Source organism: Prescottella defluvii (assembly GCF_000738775.1).
Taxonomy (GTDB): domain Bacteria; phylum Actinomycetota; class Actinomycetes; order Mycobacteriales; family Mycobacteriaceae; genus Prescottella; species Prescottella defluvii.
On sequence record NZ_JPOC01000016.1, the window covers coordinates 52,461 to 66,611 of the forward strand.

Annotated in this window: 17 protein-coding genes; 10 read left to right on the plus strand and 7 right to left on the minus strand. The window is 68.1% G+C overall.

Features of this window, described 5'->3' with window-relative positions; all coding sequences use genetic code 11:
* Positions 1–43 precede the first annotated feature (43 nt).
* The 5 genes from IJ15_RS0105780 to IJ15_RS0105800 all read left to right on the plus strand — a co-directional run bounded on the left by IJ15_RS0105780 (position 44) and on the right by IJ15_RS0105800 (position 4,457).
* The gene (locus tag IJ15_RS0105780; RefSeq protein WP_031937395.1) at positions 44–1,159 is read left to right on the plus strand and encodes a ferredoxin reductase; all 1,116 of its coding nucleotides are present in this window, start codon (positions 44–46) and stop codon (positions 1,157–1,159) included.
* A gap of 143 nt (positions 1,160–1,302) precedes the next feature.
* Complete coding sequence (locus tag IJ15_RS0105785) at positions 1,303–2,562, plus strand: fatty acid desaturase family protein (protein WP_031937396.1); 1,260 nt, start codon at positions 1,303–1,305, stop codon at positions 2,560–2,562.
* Positions 2,563–2,633: 71 nt separating this feature from the next.
* Positions 2,634–3,872, plus strand: coding sequence for a fatty acid desaturase family protein (locus IJ15_RS0105790; protein ID WP_031937397.1), 1,239 nt, complete (start codon positions 2,634–2,636; stop codon positions 3,870–3,872).
* Between the two features lie 36 nt (positions 3,873–3,908).
* Entirely contained in the window at positions 3,909–4,055 is a 147-nt protein-coding gene (locus IJ15_RS25965; protein WP_156112028.1) for a hypothetical protein, read from the plus strand.
* A 12-nt stretch (positions 4,056–4,067) separates the two neighbouring features.
* The gene (locus tag IJ15_RS0105800) at positions 4,068–4,457 is read left to right on the plus strand and encodes an SHOCT domain-containing protein (protein ID WP_031937398.1); all 390 of its coding nucleotides are present in this window, start codon (positions 4,068–4,070) and stop codon (positions 4,455–4,457) included.
* A 19-nt stretch (positions 4,458–4,476) separates the two neighbouring features.
* Here the strand turns inward: IJ15_RS0105800 and rsgA are convergent, their stop codons facing one another.
* Entirely contained in the window at positions 4,477–5,532 is a 1,056-nt protein-coding gene (gene rsgA, locus IJ15_RS0105805; protein WP_407984024.1) for a ribosome small subunit-dependent GTPase A, read from the minus strand.
* A complete protein-coding gene (gene aroA / locus IJ15_RS0105810; protein WP_031937400.1) occupies positions 5,466–6,797 on the minus strand; it encodes a 3-phosphoshikimate 1-carboxyvinyltransferase in 1,332 nt (443 codons plus the stop codon). The genes rsgA and aroA overlap by 67 nt, the downstream gene beginning before the upstream one ends.
* Positions 6,798–6,901: 104 nt before the next feature.
* Between aroA and IJ15_RS0105815 the strand changes: the two genes are divergently transcribed.
* On the plus strand, positions 6,902–7,669 hold the full coding sequence (locus tag IJ15_RS0105815; RefSeq protein ID WP_031937401.1) for an SOS response-associated peptidase: 768 nt from the start codon (positions 6,902–6,904) through the stop codon (positions 7,667–7,669).
* On the opposite strand, the gene IJ15_RS0105820 is transcribed toward IJ15_RS0105815, so the two are convergent.
* Together IJ15_RS0105820 and ybaK are read right to left on the minus strand one after the other, a co-directional pair.
* A complete protein-coding gene (locus IJ15_RS0105820; protein WP_031937402.1) occupies positions 7,656–8,675 on the minus strand; it encodes an LLM class flavin-dependent oxidoreductase in 1,020 nt (339 codons plus the stop codon). The genes IJ15_RS0105815 and IJ15_RS0105820 overlap by 14 nt on opposite strands.
* Before the next feature lie 67 nt (positions 8,676–8,742).
* Positions 8,743–9,237 (minus strand): Cys-tRNA(Pro) deacylase, encoded by a 495-nt coding sequence (gene ybaK / locus IJ15_RS0105825; RefSeq protein WP_031937403.1) that lies wholly within the window; start codon positions 9,235–9,237, stop codon positions 8,743–8,745.
* A 258-nt stretch (positions 9,238–9,495) separates the two neighbouring features.
* On the opposite strand from ybaK, the gene IJ15_RS0105830 reads away from it, so the two are divergent.
* Both IJ15_RS0105830 and rsrA read left to right on the plus strand, forming a co-directional pair.
* The gene (locus tag IJ15_RS0105830; RefSeq protein ID WP_051918546.1) at positions 9,496–10,152 is read left to right on the plus strand and encodes a sigma-70 family RNA polymerase sigma factor; all 657 of its coding nucleotides are present in this window, start codon (positions 9,496–9,498) and stop codon (positions 10,150–10,152) included.
* Complete coding sequence (gene rsrA / locus IJ15_RS0105835; RefSeq protein ID WP_031937405.1) at positions 10,149–10,448, plus strand: mycothiol system anti-sigma-R factor; 300 nt, start codon at positions 10,149–10,151, stop codon at positions 10,446–10,448. The genes IJ15_RS0105830 and rsrA overlap by 4 nt, the downstream gene beginning before the upstream one ends.
* An 85-nt stretch (positions 10,449–10,533) precedes the next feature.
* On the opposite strand, the gene IJ15_RS27045 is transcribed toward rsrA, so the two are convergent.
* Positions 10,534–10,608 carry a 50S ribosomal protein bL37 gene (locus IJ15_RS27045; protein WP_095887907.1) on the minus strand — a complete coding sequence of 25 codons (75 nt, stop codon included), beginning with the start codon at positions 10,606–10,608 and terminating at the stop codon, positions 10,534–10,536.
* 72 nt (positions 10,609–10,680) lie between these two features.
* Between IJ15_RS27045 and IJ15_RS0105840 the strand changes: the two genes are divergently transcribed.
* Positions 10,681–10,932 carry a biotin/lipoyl-binding carrier protein gene (locus IJ15_RS0105840; protein WP_156112030.1) on the plus strand — a complete coding sequence of 84 codons (252 nt, stop codon included), beginning with the start codon at positions 10,681–10,683 and terminating at the stop codon, positions 10,930–10,932.
* A 43-nt stretch (positions 10,933–10,975) separates the two neighbouring features.
* Complete coding sequence (locus IJ15_RS0105845) at positions 10,976–12,496, plus strand: sensor histidine kinase (RefSeq protein WP_031937407.1); 1,521 nt, start codon at positions 10,976–10,978, stop codon at positions 12,494–12,496.
* 99 nt (positions 12,497–12,595) lie between these two features.
* Here the strand turns inward: IJ15_RS0105845 and IJ15_RS0105850 are convergent, their stop codons facing one another.
* Together IJ15_RS0105850 and IJ15_RS0105855 are read right to left on the minus strand one after the other, a co-directional pair.
* The gene (locus IJ15_RS0105850) at positions 12,596–12,850 is read right to left on the minus strand and encodes a WhiB family transcriptional regulator (protein WP_031937408.1); all 255 of its coding nucleotides are present in this window, start codon (positions 12,848–12,850) and stop codon (positions 12,596–12,598) included.
* A gap of 327 nt (positions 12,851–13,177) precedes the next feature.
* The gene (locus IJ15_RS0105855; protein ID WP_031937409.1) at positions 13,178–14,134 is read right to left on the minus strand and encodes a diacylglycerol/lipid kinase family protein; all 957 of its coding nucleotides are present in this window, start codon (positions 14,132–14,134) and stop codon (positions 13,178–13,180) included.
* Positions 14,135–14,151: the final 17 nt, after the last annotated feature.

The following is a 14,151-nucleotide window of genomic DNA, read 5'->3' on the forward strand; positions in this document are numbered from 1 at the left end:
GATCTACGCTGGTCGTACGCGCAAAGTGCGAGATGGAGGTCGGATGGGACTGAAGAGCTGGATCGAGGCGCCGGCGGCAAGGGTCGCGGGCTCGAACCGGTCCGTGGCGAACGTGGTGCGTGGTGCCGTCACCCGATTGACCACGCCGTTGCTTCCCGACGACTACCTGCATCTGGTGAACCCCCTGTGGTCCGCGCGTGAACTGCGGGGACGCATCGTCGAGGTCCGGCCAGAGACGGCCGACTCGGCGACGCTGGTGATCAAGCCGGGATGGGGCTTCGACTTCTCCTACCAGCCCGGCCAGTACGTCGGCATCGGCATCCATGTGGACGGCCGGTGGCACTGGCGGTCCTACTCGCTCACGTCGGCTCCGAACGTCGACCGCAAGCTGATCTCGATCACCGTCAAGGCGATGCCCGAGGGCTTCCTGTCCAGTCACCTGGTGACCGGCGTGCCCTCCGGGACGGTCGTGCGCCTCGCCGCGCCCACCGGAAACTTCGCGCTGCCGGAGCCGCCGCCGGAGAAGATCCTGTTCCTGACCGCGGGCAGTGGCGTCACTCCGGTGATGTCGATGCTGCGGACGATGAACCGGCGCGGCGAGCTGCCCGACGTCGTCCACATCCACTCGGCTCCCACCGAGGAGGCCGTGATGTTCGGTGAGGAACTCGCCGAACTGGAGAAGGCGCACCCGTCGTTCCACTGCCACGTCCGGCACACGCGTTCCAAGGGCAAGTTCGAGCTGTCCGAGCTCGACGAGGTGTGTCCCGACTGGCGTGAGCGGCAGACCTGGGCGTGCGGACCGCTCGGGATGCTCGACGACATCGAGAAGACCTGGGACAGCGAGGGGATCGCGCCGAAGCTGCACCTGGAGCGGTTCGCGGTGTCGCGGGCCGATCTGTCCGGTGCCGGTGGCACCGTCACGTTCGCCCGGTCCGAGAAGTCGATCGAGGTGGACGGCGCCACCACGTTGCTCGAGGCGGGCGAGAAGGCCGGCGTGCTGATGCCGTTCGGGTGCCGCATGGGGATCTGTCAGACCTGTGTGGTTCCGATCGCCTCCGGTCATGCCGTGGACCTGCGCAACGGCAAGGAGCATGCCGAGGGCGAGCGCATCCAAACCTGTGTCTCGGCCGCGGCGGGCGATTGCACGCTCGAGGCCTGAGACCTCGTGTGATCCGCGCTTCAGCCGATCCGACAGGTGTCCGATTTCCCGTATCGTTGTTGCCGGTACCTGCGCGGTATCCAAAGCCTCGCGTCGATCGTCGACGCCGGTGATCTGATCTACATATCCAATGGAGGACCTCGGTGGCCATCACGGACATCACAGAGTTCGCCCATCTCACTGACGCCGATATCGACGCCCTCGGGCGCGAATTGGACGCGATCCGTCGCGATGTCGAGGAGTCTCGGGGCGTACGCGATGCCCGCTACATTCGGCGCACGATCCGGCTGCAACGCTCGCTCGAGCTCGCGGGCCGGGCGGCGCTCTTCGCCGGTCGGCGCAAGCCCGCGTGGGTTGCGGGCACGGCGATGCTCTCGCTCGCCAAGATCATCGAGAACATGGAGCTCGGGCACAACGTCACCCACGGCCAGTGGGACTGGATGAACGATCCGGAGATCCACTCCACGACGTGGGAGTGGGACATGACGGGTCCGTCGGAGCACTGGAAGCGCGCCCACAACTACACCCATCACACGTACACGAACATCGTCGGCATGGACGACGATGTGGGGTTCGGCATCCTCCGGATGACGCGCGACGAGAAGTGGCGGCCGATCAACCTGCTGCAGCCGATCGCGAACGTGATCCTGGCGGCGACGTTCGAGTGGGGCATCGCGCTGCACGACCTGGACGCGCAGAAGCGGCTCGCGGGCGTCGACCCGAAGCAGTGGAACTCGGCGCCCAACAAGGAGTTCGCGGTCAAGATCGCCCGTCAGCTCGGCAAGGACTTCGTGCTGTTCCCGGCGCTGACCGGCCGGGCGTGGAAGCACACCCTTGCCGCGAACGCGACCGCGAACTTCGTGCGCAACCTGTGGGCGTACGCGGTGATCTTCTGCGGGCACTTCCCGGACGGCGCCGAGAAGTTCACCGTCGAGCAGTTCGAGAACGAGACCCGGGCGCAGTGGTACCTGCGGCAGATGCTCGGCAGCGCCAACATCGACGCCGGTCCGGTGATGGCGTTCATGACGGGCAATCTGAGCTACCAGATCGAACACCACCTGTTCCCGGATCTGCCGTCGAACCGGTACGCCGAGATTGCGGTGCGGGTGCGGGCGCTGTGCGAGAAGTACGACCTGCCGTACACCTCGGGTCCGATCAGCCGCCAGTACTTCCTGGCCCTGCGGACGATCCACAAGCTCGCGTTGCCGGACCGCTTCCTGACACGGACGTCCGACGATGCGCCGGAGACGTCGTCGGAGCGCAAGTTCCGGCTCGACGGCGCGCGGGTCGTCGAGACGTTGCGGGTCGACGCGTCGGCCGGGCCGCACCGCGGCCTGCTGTCGGCGCTGCGTGCGCACGCCGAGGCGCGGGTGGAAAAGCGCCGCGCAAGGCGGCGAAAGTAGTCTAAAGTGACTTGTCTCACAGTTGTGCGGTGTCAACCTACGGTGCCGTAACTTACGGTACGGTAGGCACCGTGGCGATTACCGACATCAAGGAGTACGCGCATCTGACGGATGCGGACGTCGAGGCGCTCGGTCGTGAGCTCGACGCGATCCGTCGTGACGTCGAGGACTCCCGTGGCGAGCGCGATGCGCGCTACGTCCGCAACACCATCCGTTTGCAGCGTGGACTCGAGATCGGTGCGCGTGCGGTGCTGTTCGGCAGCCGGAAGCGGCCCCTGTGGCTGCTCGGCACCGGCATGCTCGGCGTCGCGAAGATCATCGAGAACATGGAGCTCGGGCACAACGTGATGCACGGGCAGTGGGACTGGATGAACGATCCGGAGGTCCACTCCTCGAGCTGGGAGTGGGACAACGTCGATCCGTCGGCGCACTGGAAGCAGACCCACAACTACCTGCATCACAAGTACACGAACATCCTGGGCATGGACGACGACGTGGGCTACGGCCTGCTGCGCGTCACCCGTGACCAGAAGTGGCGTCCGTTCAACTACGGCAACCTCGCCTACAACGCGATCCTGGCGCTGCTGTTCGAGTACGGCATCGCGATCCAACTGCTCGAGCTGGGCAGGGTGGCGGCCGGGCGCGACGACCGCGAGTACACGAAGCGGAACGCCAAGGAAGTCGGCCGCAAGATCGCGAAGCAGACGGTCAAGGACTACGTCGTCTACCCGGCCCTGACCGGTAAGGCGTGGAAGAGCACGCTCACGGCGAACCTCACGGCCGGCGTCATCCGCAACCTGTGGACCAACGCGGTCATCTTCTGCGGGCACTTCCCCGACGGCGCCGAGAAGTTCACGAAGGCGGATGTCGACAACGAGACGAAGGCCGAGTGGTACCTGCGGCAGATGCTCGGTAGCGCCAACATCACCGGCGGACCGGTCATGGACTTCATGACTGGCAACCTCAGCTACCAGATCGAGCACCACATCTACCCGGACCTGCCGTCCAACCGGTACTCCGAGATCGCGGTCAAGGTGCGGGCGCTGTGCGAGAAGTACGACCTGCCGTACACCACCGGCCCGCTGCCGGTGCAGTACGCCAAGGCATGGCGCACGATCGCCAAGCTGTCGCTGCCGAACAAGTACCTCAAGGACACCTCCGACGACGCGCCGGAGACGGCGTCGGAGCGCAAGTTCGGCGGCAACACCACCGCGACGATCGACCCGGTCACCGGCCGCCGGCACGGACTGGTCTCGGCCAACAAGGCGGCCGGCAAGCGCCGCGGCCTGCGCGCCCTGCTGTCCCGCTAGAGGCGCTCGGAACCCACGCCGTCCCGGATTCCCGGTGTGGCACGCATCGATTCGGTGCGTGCCACACCGGGAATTCGTTCGTTCGGGGACGATTCGACGCGGCGCTGCGACCGTTTCCTGGACCGTGAGTGGCGTGCGGTGGGAGAGTTGGTGGTGGCGAGCCTGTTCGACATCGTCTCGTGAACGGAGCGGACAATGGACTCATTCTGGGAGTACTTCTGGCTGGTCTTCGCCTGTTTCGCGTTCGCGGCGTACCTGATGGTGCTCATCATGATCTTCGGTGACCTGTTTCGGGATCACCGACTGTCGGGGTGGGTGAAGGCGGTGTGGGTGTTCTTCCTGTTCGTCCTGCCGGTGATCTCGGCGTGTGTGTACCTGATCGCTCGCGGCCCGGCCATGGCACAACGGGCGGCCGCCGCGGAACGGGAGCACCTGCAGGCCGAGGACGACTACATCCGCACCGTGGCCGGGACGACGACGGACGAGCAGTTGGCCACGGCGCGGTCGCTGCTCGACTCCGGGGCCATCACCGAGGACGAGTTCCGTGTCCTCGCGGCCCGGGCGCAGGGGTCGCCCGCGCCGTAAGCCGTCGCGGCGGGCTCTCTCAGGCCCAGGATTCGTTCGACATCAGGGCCACGAGCAGGTGGCGCACCGCCTCGACGCGGCCCGCGGACTTGCCGGTGAGCCTGTCCAGCGCACATTCGGGGTCGGCCGGGGGACCGAGATGCGTGCACCCGCGGGGGCAGTCCTCGGCGGCGGCAGCGAGATCGGTGAACGCGTCGACGACGTTCTCCGGGGAGATGTGCGCGAGCCCGAACGACCGGATGCCCGGGGTGTCGACCACCCAGCCGCCACCGGGGAGGGGCAGGGCCACCGACTGCGTCGACGTGTGCCGGCCCTTGCCGACACCCGACACCACGCCCGTCGCCCGGTCCGCGTCCGGCACGAGTCGGTTGACCATGGTCGACTTGCCGACCCCGGAATGGCCGATGAGCGCGGTCAGGTGCCCGGCGAGGATCTCCGTCACCGGTTCGATCGGATCGTCCCGCCCGGCCACGACGACCGGGATGTCGAGGTCGGCGAACGTCGCGGCGAACTCGTCGGGCGTGGCCAGGTCGCTCTTGGTGAGGCAGAGGACGGGTTTCAGGCCGCCCACGTACGCGGCGACGAGTGCGCGCTCGACGAATCCGGTGCGCGGCGGGGGATCTGCCAGCGCCACGACGATCAGCAGCTGTGCCGCGTTCGCGACGACGATCCGCTCGTACGGGTCGGTGTCGTCGGCGGTGCGACGCAGGACGGTCGTGCGTTCGGCCACCCGCACGATGCGGGCGAGGGTGTCCGGCTTGCCGGACAGGTCGCCGACGACGCTCACCCGATCGCCGACCACGATCGGCGTGCGACCCAGTTCGCGGGCGCGCATGGTGACCACCGGTCGGTCCGGGTCGCCGTCGAGCACGCAGCCCCACCGGCCGCGGTCGACGGACACCACCATGGCTTCCTCGGCGCTCGCGTGCTCGGGTCGGGTCTTGGTTCGCGGGCGGGTGCCCTTGCCCGGGCGGATCCGGACGTCGGACTCGTCGTACTGCCGGCGGCTCAGGACAGCGCTCCCTGCTCGGCGGTGCCCGGCGTGGATTCTGCCGCGTCCAGCATTGCCGCCCACAGGTTCTCGAAGCCGGGCAGCGTCTTCGCGGTGGTGCCGACGTCCTCGATCCGGACGTCGTCGACGACCAGGCCGACGATCGCGCCGGCCGTCGCCATCCGGTGGTCCGCGTAGGACTGCCACTGTCCACCGTGCAGCGGTCGCGGCTCGATGCGCAGGCCGTCGTCGGTCTCGGTGACCGCGCCGCCGAGATTGTTGATCTCGGTGGCGAGCGCCGCCAGCCGGTCGGTCTCGTGCCCGCGCAGATGCGCGATGCCGCGCAGCACCGACGGACCCTCCGCCAGCGCCGCCAGCGCCGCCACCGTGGGGGTGAGCTCGCCGATGTCGTGCAGGTCGATGTCGATGCCGCGCAACGACGTCGGGCCGGTGACCGACAGGACGCCGTCGTCGAGCGAGACGTCGGCGCCCATCTCGGTGAGGATGCCGCGAATCGCGTCACCGGGCTGGGTGGTGCGCGACGGCCACAGCGGCACCCGGACGGTGCCACCGGTGACGGCCGCTGCCGCCAGGAACGGTGTCGCGTTCGACAGGTCGGGTTCGACGACCCAGTCCACGGGATCGACCTTGCCCGGCAACACCTTCCACGTATCGGCGGCGCCGCTCTCGCCCGGAGTCAGGACCGTGACGCCGGCGGTGCGCAGCATCTCGACGGTCATGTCGATGTGCGGCATCGACGGCAGCGAGCCACCGTCGTGGCGCACGGTGACACCCTCGTCGAAGCGGGCCGCCGACAGCAGCAGACCGGACACGAACTGCGACGAGCCGGACGCGTCGATCGTGACCGTGCCGCCACGCAGCCCGCCGTGGCCGTGCACGGTGAAGGGGAGGGCATCGCCGTCGATGTCGGCGCCGAGGCCGCGCAGGGCGTCGAGGATGGTGTCGAGAGGGCGGGTGCGGGCCTGCTCGTCCCCGTCGATCGCGACGGTGCCCGCCGCGAGCGCGGCGACCGGGGGCAGGAAGCGCATCACGGTCCCCGCGAGACCGCAGTCGACGACGCCGCCGGTCATCGGCCCCGGCACCACGTGCAGGGTGGTGCCGGTCGCGGCGTCGGGTGTCGCGGTGATCGACACGCCGAGCGCCCGCAGACCCTGGATCATCAGATCGGTGTCACGGCTGCGGAGGGCCCCGGTGATCGTCGACGGCCCCGACGCGAGCGCCGCGAGGATGAGCGCCCGGTTGGTGATCGACTTGGATCCGGGCAGCGTCACGGACGCATCCACGGGGGCTTCGGCACGGGGCGCTGTCCACAGGCTGTCACGACTCACCCGTCCATCTTCGCCTATGGGTGGGAGGTGCGTGGCAACCGTGCCAGCATGGGGAGCGGACGGTCACATCCGACGGCGTCCGGACGACGAGGAGTGCGGCAGGCATGTGCGGCAGGTACGCGACGACGGCGAACCCGGCGACGCTCGCGGCGGAACTCGACGCGATCGACGAGACCGGGGATGCCGGGACGTCGCACGGCACCGGGTCCGCCGACTACAACGTCGCACCCACGACGCAGGTGCTCACCGTCGTCGCCCGGCACGACCGCGACGACCCCGACGGTGCGGCGGCCCGGCGGATCCGCCGCATGCGGTGGGGGCTGGTGCCGTCGTACGCGACGGAACCGGGCAAGGGCGCGCCCCTGTTCAACGCCCGCTCCGAGACCGTCGCCACCAAGCCCGCGTTCCGGACGTCGCTGCGGTTCAAGCGCTGCCTGGTGCCGATGGACGGCTGGTACGAGTGGCAGACCGAGCCGACGCCGGACGGCAAGGCGGTGAAGGTGCCGTACTACATGTCGCGCGGCGACGGGCAGCGGCTGTTCATGGCCGGCCTGTGGTCGGTGTGGCACGACCCGAAGGCCCCGGCGTCGCCGCCGCTGCTGTCCACCACGATCCTCACCGCCGACTCGGTCGACCGGTTGGCGAACGTCCACGACCGGATGCCGCTGATCCTGCCGCCCGACCGCTGGGACGCGTGGCTGGATCCGGACAGTCTCGGCCACCCGGACCTGATCGTTCCGGACCTCGAGTCCGTCGCGGCCGTCGAGGTCCGGCGGGTGTCGACCAAGGTCAACAGTGTTCGCAACAATGGTCCGGACCTGCTCGAACCCGATTCCGGCGACCGGGATGGGGAGCAGATCAGCCTGCTGTGACCGGCTGCCGCGACGCCAGATCGGTGACCTCGGCGACCAGTTCCAGCGAGCGCATCCACGCGGCGCGGTCGGTGGCCGAGGAGACCACCATCAACTCGTCCGCGCCCGTCTGCTCGGCGAACCGGCGCAGGTAGTCGTGGACGACGTCCGGGGTGCCGACCGCGGAGTAGCGGACCATCGCGAGGACCTGCTGACCGGCGGGTGAGTCGAGGATCATGTCGGCCTCCTCCGACGTGAACGTCCGGCCCCGGCCGACGAACAGCCCGACCCGCTTGCGCTTGGTTTCGAGGAACAGCCGCTGCGCCTCGTCGTCGGTGTCCGCGGCGATCACGTTGACCGCGGCGATCACGTGCGGTTCGGACAGCTGCGCCGACGGCCGGAACTCGCGCCGGTAGATCGCGATCGCGTCCATCAGCGCGTTCGGCGCGAAGTGCGACGCGAACGCGTACGGCAGGCCCAGCGCGGCCGCGAGCCGGGCGCCGAACAGCGACGAACCGAGAATGTAGAGCGGCACGTCGGTGCCCTTGCCGGGGGTCGCCTCGATGCCCGGAACCCGGGACGGCCCGGTCAGATATCCCTGCAACTCGAGCACGTCCTGCGGGAACGACTCCGCCGAGCTCGGGTCGCGGCGCAACGCCCGCATCGTCTGCTGGTCGCTGCCCGGCGCCCTGCCCAGGCCCAGGTCGATGCGGCCGGGGTGCAGTTCGGCGAGGGTGCCGAACTGTTCGGCGATGGTCAGCGGCGCATGGTTGGGCAGCATGATGCCGCCCGCGCCGAGCCGGATCCGTTCGGTGTGCGCGGCGACGTGCGCGATCAGCACGCTGGTCGCCGACGACGCGATCGCCGGCATGTTGTGGTGCTCGGCGTACCAGATCCGGCTGTAGCCCCACCGCTCCGCGTTCCGCGCCATCTCGACGCTGGCCCGGAAGCTGTCTCCCGCAGTCTCGTCCGTGCCGATGTGGGCGAGGTCGAGGATCGAGAGGGGAAGGGAGAGAGGGGCCGTCACGTGGACACCGGCTTTCGTTCGTCGATACAGGTCATGGATGGAACACGGCGCGCGGACGGCGCATTCCTCAGCCGGCGGTGATCTCGGCGACCACCGCACCCGCCAGCCGGACCAGGTCCTGCGGCGCGACCTCGATCTCGAGACCGCGACGGCCCGCACTGCACAGCACCCGGTCCCAGGTCAGCGCCGACGCGTCGATCACCGTCGGCAGCCGCTTGCGCTGCCCGAGCGGGGAGATGCCGCCGAGGACGTAGCCGGTGGAGCGTTCGGCGTCGGACTGCGGGGCCATGACGGCCTTGCCTGCGCCCACCGCCGCGGCGGCCGCCTTCAGCGACAGCTTCGAGGGCACGGGCAGCACCGCGACCGCGAGCTTGCCCGCGTCCGTCTTGATCACGAGGGTCTTGAAGATCTGCGCGGGCTCCACCCCGAGATGGCCGGCGAGCGAATCGACGGCCTCGTCGCCGAACGACGCGGCGCGGGCGTCGTGGTCGTAGGAGTGGACACGGTGCGTCACCTTCTCCTTGTCGAGGAGTTTCGTCGCGGGTGTCGAGGTTCCGGCCATGACTCGAGACCTTAGTAGCGGTGCTCACCGGTCGGCCTCAGCGCCCACTCTCGCCGTGCAGGCGCGGGAACCCGCGTCGGTGCGGAAGGAATGGGTGCTGAGGCCACCGGGAACACCGGACGCCCGGGGACTGTTGAACACTGCCGCAGGCCTGTGGTGAAGGGAAGTGGTGGCGTGACGGTGTTGTGTCCCGAACGTGTTCGTCCGGTGGACGAGTCGGTGGCGGCGGTAGCCTTGATCCCTACGGCAAGCGAAGGGATCGGTGTGCGAGGCGACCACGAACCGGGGGAGGACCCCGCGGGTGACAGGCCGGAGACCGACGAGCAGCTGACGGCGCGGTTCGAGCGTGACGCTCTTCCGCTCCTCGATCAGCTGTACGGTGCCGCGCTGCGCATGACGCGCAACCCGGCCGATGCGGAGGACCTGGTCCAGGAGACCTACATCAAGGCCTACTCGGCGTTCCGTTCCTTCAAGGCGGGAACGAACCTCAAGGCCTGGCTGTACCGGATCCTGACCAACACCTACATCAACTCCTACCGCAAGAAGCAGCGCCAGCCGGCGCAGTACCCGACCGACGAGATCACCGACTGGCAGCTCGCCGCGACGGCCGAGCACACGTCGACGGGTCTGCGGTCGGCGGAAGTCGAGGCGCTCGACGCGCTGCCCGACGACGACATCAAGGCGGCACTACAGGAACTTCCCGAGGAATTCCGCATGGCGGTGTACTACGCCGACGTCGAGGGATTCCCGTACAAGGAGATCGCGGAGATCATGGGCACGCCGATCGGAACCGTGATGTCGCGCTTGCACCGCGGGCGCAAGCAGTTGCGGGGCCTCCTCGCGGACGTCGCTCGTGAACGTGGATTCAACCGCGCCGGGCGCAGCGGAACAGCGGAGCAGGAGGTTACTCGGTGAGCGGCGAGAACGAATTCGAGCAGTTGGACTGCTCGGCGGTGATCGCGGATGTGTGGTTGCTGCTCGACAGCGAGTGCGACGAGAACTCGCGGGCGCGGATCCAGCGGCATCTGGAGAACTGCGGCGCGTGCTTCGAGGCGTACGGCATCGAGGAGAAGGTCAAGAGCCTGATCGGCCGCAAGTGTGGGGGCGAGCACGCCCCGGACGGCCTGCGGGAAAGGCTGTCGTTCGAGATCCGTCGCACCGTGATCGTCACCACGGCCGAACTCGTCGGCGACCGCGAGGCGGACGACTAGACCCCCGACCGGGGCGGATCCCGGAAACGGATCAGGGGCCGGCAAGCGGTGTGCTTGCCGGCCCCTGACCGTCTGTCAACGCGTCTCAGGCGTTGGGACGCTTGCCGTGGTTGGCGGCACTGCCCTTACGACTGCGCTTCTTACGACCACGCTTACCCATGAGTAGCTCCTTCTCTGTTCGAACTCGAGTTCGTCCTAGTGTTTCACGTGTGATTGGCTGTGGTTCCATTGGCTGGTCCGCGACCGTCCACGAACAGTGAGGTGCCAGGTGGCAGAAGATGTGCGCGCCGAAATGGTTTCGACCGTCTACCAGGTCGTTGTCAGTGCAGGCGAAGAGGTGACCGAGGGCGACACCCTCGTGATTCTCGAGTCCATGAAGATGGAGATTCCCGTCCTGGCCGAGGTGGCCGGCAAGGTGACGTCGGTCGACGTGAAGGTCGGCGATGTCATCCAGCAGGGCGACTTGATCGCCACCATCGGCTGACCCACCGTCAGCTGATACGGAGACGCGGATCGGAGCCTGGCACATGTCGACACTGAGCGACCTGCTCGCCGAGCACACTGATCTTCCCGGCAGCGCGGTCGATCACCTGCAGCAGGTGGTGGGCGAATGGCAGCTACTCGCGGATCTGTCCTTCGCCGACGTCCTGCTGTGGGTGGCGACCGAGCGGCCCGACGACCACGGTGGCTCCGCGGACGCGGGACCGGGCACCGTCGTGTGCGTGGCGCAGTGCCGTCCCACGACGGCGTCGACTGCCTTCCCGGACGACGCGGTCGGGTCCGTGGTCTCCGAGTCCGAGCATCCCCAGGTTCTCAAGGCGCTCGTCGACGGTGAGATCGTCACCGAGGTCGACCACTCGTGGCACGGCGGCACCCCCCTGCGGCGGGAAGCGGTGCCGGTGCGCTGTGACGGCGAGGTGATCGCAGTCCTCAGCCGGGACACCAACCTTGCGCAGCAGCGGGCGCAGAGTCCGCTCGAGATCGCGTACCTGGACTGTGCCGCGGACCTGTGCCAGATGATCAGCGAGGGAACGTTCCCGAACCCGGAGACGCGCTCGGACACCAATTCGAGTCCCCGCGCGGGCGACGGCTTCATCCGGCTCGATCCCGAGGGGCGCGTGGTGTACGCGAGCCCGAATGCGTTGTCCGCCTACCACCGGATGGGTTTGAACAGCGACCTCAACGGGCAGGATCTGGCGTCGACGACCCGTTCGCTCATCACCGACCCCTTCGATTCGCAGGAGGCGGCCGACTACATCAGCGGAACGCTGGCCGGCCGTCTCGGACACCGGATGGAGATCGAGGCCCGCGGCGCGATCGTGCTGCTGCGCGCACTGGTTCTCAAGCCGCACGGCAGGGTGGTGGGTGCCGCCGTCGTGATCCGCGACGTCACCGAGGTCAAGCGTCGCGATCGCGCTCTGCTCAGCAAGGACGCGACGATCCGCGAGATCCACCACCGGGTGAAGAACAACCTGCAGACCGTCGCGGCCCTGCTGCGTCTGCAGGCCCGCCGCACCGACAACGAGGAGGCGCGGCAGGCGCTCAGCGAGTCGGTCCGCCGGGTGACGTCGATCGCGCTGGTCCACGAGACGCTGTCGATGTCGGTCGACGAGGAAGTCGACCTCGACGAGGTCGTCGACCGACTCGTGCCGATCCTCGCCGACGTCGCGTCGGTCAACATGCCCATCCAGATCAAACGGGAGGGCAGTCTCGGGGTGTTCTCGGCGGAACGCGCCACCCCGCTCGTGATGGTGCTGACCGAACTGGTGCAGAACGCCATCGAGCACGCTTTCGATCCGGGTACGCCGGGCACGGTCTTCCTGCGCGCGGACCGGTCGGCCCGCTGGCTCGATGTGGTGATCCACGATGACGGTCGGGGTCTGCCCAGCGGATTCAGCCTGGAGAAGTCCGATCGGCTGGGCCTGCAGATCGTGCGCACGCTGGTGGACACCGAGTTGGGTGGATCGCTGGGACTGCATCCGTCCCCTGGCGGCGGCACCGACGCGGTGCTCCGGGTGCCGTTGGGGCGTCGGGCACAGCGCCTCTGACGTTCGACTTCGCCGGCCTGTCGGTGGGTACTACGTTCGGATCACGAACGACGAAGGCCCGGCACCTCGTAGGTGCCGGGCCTTCGTCGTCGATCGAGACTAGACTGCAGTGCGCGCGCGGGTGCGGGCGTTGCGGCGCTTGAGTGCGCGACGCTCGTCCTCGCTCATACCGCCCCAGACGCCCGCGTCCTGGCCGGACTCGAGGGCCCAGGACAGGCACTCCGCGGTCACGGGGCACCGGTTGCACACCACCTTGGCATCAGCAATCTGCGCGAGGGCCGGGCCACTGTTTCCCACCGGGAAGAACAGTTCGGGATCCTCGTCGCGACAGATTGCGTTGTGGCGCCAGTCCATCCTTCTACTCCTTAACTGGGTGCGCCGTGCACCGTAATGTATTTACAAGTTCATGGGTGCTTACTTGGTTGTTTCAGCACTGTTACTTGTGAATGCTTTCACGAACACGGGGGAAGTCAATAGATATCGACTACACCGTGGGGAAGCTCACTTGGTAAGGCTGCCCTGGGTGACTTCGTGTCCCTTTGTACACCCACCTGCGGCGATGCGCACCCCATCAGGGCATTTCAGTCCCTGATCGTGACGGAGGAGGGGCGGATCGGCCGCTGATCGCCCCCGGTCGGGCGTTCGATACGGCGTCTGGGGGTGGTCGGGACGGCGCTGGAGTCAGCGCGCCTGCGGTGCGACGACCTCGAGAGCATCGGCGACCGCGACGAATGTCACGTCGCTTCGCATGCCGATATAGTCGCCGTCCATTTGGAGGCCGATCGGTGCGGAAGCGCGGATACGGATTTGCGGCACATCGTCGAATCGAATCAATGAATGTGATTTAGGCGATAATCCCGCCGAAAGTAGTTGACGAACGACGCGCAAGCTGGCAAGGACGCCCATTGTTCTCATCGCGAAGAGTCCGAGGCCGGCTTCGAAGCTCGTGCCGGGGTTCGTGTGCACTTCGCGGCTGTTCAAGTAGGTCCACGGAGTCGAGTTCGACACGAACGCGTAGTGCACGCCGTCGATGGGCTCCTGATCGGGGAGTTCGACCGTGAGCGTCGGTTCCTCACGCTTGGCGCGGAAGAACGCGCGGATGGCGTGCCGGACGTAGCGCCCGGGTGTCACGGCTTGTCCGTTCGTCCGGCCGTTGTCCACGGCTTCGCACACCTGGGCGTCGAGGCCCATTCCCGCATTGAAGGTGAACCAGCGGTTGTCGCAGTGCCCCAGGCCGATGGTTCGCCGGGCGCGCCGTGCGAGCAGATCGATCAGCTGGTTCGTCGCGTCCACCGGATCCGGAGCGATGCCCAGTGACCGGGCGAACACGTTCGCCGAGCCTCCCGGGACGACGGCGATCAGCGGGATGGGACCGATGGGGACGGACCGCATGGTCCGGGGATGAGGTGCACCGAGCAGTCCGTTGACGACCTCGTTCACGGTGCCGTCGCCGCCGTGCACGATGATCAGCGCAATGCCGTCGGTGCGGGCCTGCGCGGCCAGTTCCGCGGCGTGACCGCGGTGCGTGGTGTGCGCCACCGTCAACCGCACTCGGCTCGACAGCGCGTGCGCGAGGAGGTCGCGCCCCGCGGGCGTGGTCGAGGTGGCGTTGGGGTTGACGATCAGCAGCGCACGCACGGGGCATCAGCCTAGCC

Coding starts and splice junctions, on each gene's coding strand:
- IJ15_RS0105780 (WP_031937395.1), top strand. CDS start 44: ATGGGACTGAAGAGCTGGATCGAGGCGCCGGCGGCAAGGGTCGCGGGC.
- IJ15_RS0105800 (WP_031937398.1), top strand. CDS start 4,068: ATGGACTCATTCTGGGAGTACTTCTGGCTGGTCTTCGCCTGTTTCGCG.
- IJ15_RS0105815 (WP_031937401.1), top strand. CDS start 6,902: ATGTGCGGCAGGTACGCGACGACGGCGAACCCGGCGACGCTCGCGGCG.
- ybaK (WP_031937403.1), bottom strand. CDS start 9,237: ATGGCCGGAACCTCGACACCCGCGACGAAACTCCTCGACAAGGAGAAG.
- IJ15_RS0105845 (WP_031937407.1), top strand. CDS start 10,976: ATGTCGACACTGAGCGACCTGCTCGCCGAGCACACTGATCTTCCCGGC.
- IJ15_RS0105850 (WP_031937408.1), bottom strand. CDS start 12,850: ATGGACTGGCGCCACAACGCAATCTGTCGCGACGAGGATCCCGAACTG.